This is a genomic window from Lacticaseibacillus suilingensis (assembly GCF_016861845.1).
GTDB classification, from domain to species: Bacteria; Bacillota; Bacilli; order Lactobacillales; family Lactobacillaceae; genus Lacticaseibacillus; species Lacticaseibacillus suilingensis.
This window is the reverse complement of the sequence record NZ_BOLV01000058.1, coordinates 1-1,563: the sequence shown is the minus strand read 5'-3', so window position 1 is coordinate 1,563 and position 1,563 is coordinate 1. Positions and strand designations below refer to the sequence as shown.

Annotated in this window: 1 protein-coding gene; it reads right to left on the bottom strand. The window is 48.9% G+C overall.

Annotation, left to right across the window (positions count from 1 at the left end; translation table 11 throughout):
* Window positions 1–178: 178 nt before the first annotated feature.
* Entirely contained in the window at window positions 179–1,384 is a 1,206-nt protein-coding gene (locus JUF11_RS13015; protein ID WP_204119929.1) for an IS110 family RNA-guided transposase, read from the bottom strand.
* Between the last annotated feature and the right edge of the window lie 179 nt (window positions 1,385–1,563).

Below are 1,563 nucleotides of genomic sequence, written 5' to 3'. Positions count from 1 at the left end.
CTTTTTTCTACCATCAGTCAAGAGAAAGTTGATCTATTAGGCTTTCTCTTTTTCTTTGTCTTCCATTCTGACCTTGAGCGGGTTGTATTCCTGAACAAATCAGGTTTGAGCGTACACCAAATAGCCCTCATGTATTTTGGCGTTTTGAGGTGTTACACTTTGATTAGATGAGCAACGATTACTGTTCTGGGGAGAACGCTGTGCTGTCGTAAAACTCATCATTTAGGATTAAGTGGCGAATCAGTCGGTTTAACTGGCTCATCGCCGCAATGGCAATCTTCTTGGTTCTATTGGACTGGGAAGATTGTTTTTTGCGTCTATAGGCTGCGCTGATTCGGGTGGGCGTGTACTTTGCTACGCTGACTATGTTGATGATGGCTCTGTACATAATCTTTCTGGCATACGCATTCCCACGCTTGCGGATGTGTTGTTCAGCGGTGTAGTTACCGGACTGATACTCAATCAAATCAATCCCGATGTAGGCATTGATCGCATTGGCACTATGGAACCTGCGTACATCGCCTAACTCGGCTATCAGACATAATGCCGTCTTTTCTCCAATTCCAGGAATCGTCATGAGAATCTGCACCTCGCTCATTCCTTTCGCAACGACTGCCATCGCCGCAATGGTATCAGCCTTAAGTTGGTCAAGGCGTTCGACCTCTTGAGCCTGAAACACCGTTGCCTTGACAACGTAGTCTGTCGCTACCGCTGCTGGCGCAGAGAGCTGAGCCAGGTCCCAAAGCTTGCCAGCGATGCGCTTTGCACGTTTAAGCCCTATATTCTTAGGCGTAGCCGTCATCACAAACTGAGTGATCTCGTCAAACTCACATGTCAGTACGAGGCCCGGATGCGGAAATCTTTGAATCAGGTGCCAGTAAAGAACACCATCCGTTGAGCTGAGCACATGTTCAATCTCGGGGAAGGTCACCTGAAGTGACCGATGAAGCCTATTTTTTGCCCGCACAATGTCCTCATTGTGCTGTTGATAGGTACGCTCTAAATCGCGCAACTCACCATAAACAGGTTTCTCTTGGTACGTGGCCGGAAAATGATAGTGGGCCATGGCACGAGCCAAGCCCTCCGCGTCCAAGGAATCGTTCTTGCGGCTTCGAAAATCCTCCATCGCGCGCTTTGCCTGTAGTGGGTTAATCTGCGTGTAAGCCAGCCCTTCCCGTTGGAGGAACGCAGCTACACGCTTGGAGTACACCCCGGTTGCCTCAAAGATCACCACTGGCTCGCTGAAGCTTTGCAGCTGCTCCTCAAGCTCCGCAAACCCAAGTTTGTTCAGTGCCATCTTGAACCTTTGCACGACAGTGCCATTGGCAAGAATCGCCACCTCGGCTGAATCCTTGCTGACATCAATACCAAAAATACATTCCATGTGGAAGCACCACCTTATGAAGTTGTCTCACCGATTCACTCATCTCAATTTTCAATACACGGCGTCAAGCGCCAACAGACTTCGAGCGAGTTAATTGGTGGATCAAGTGAAGTTGCCGTTTTTTGTTGCGGCGTCAAGCGCCAAAAAGCCCTACGACATGTCAACTTCGCTACCACTTT

Bases quoted from the DNA above. Each gene is read 5' to 3' on its own strand.
- JUF11_RS13015 (WP_204119929.1), bottom strand. From the start codon at position 1,384: ATGGAATGTATTTTTGGTATTGATGTCAGCAAGGATTCAGCCGAGGTG.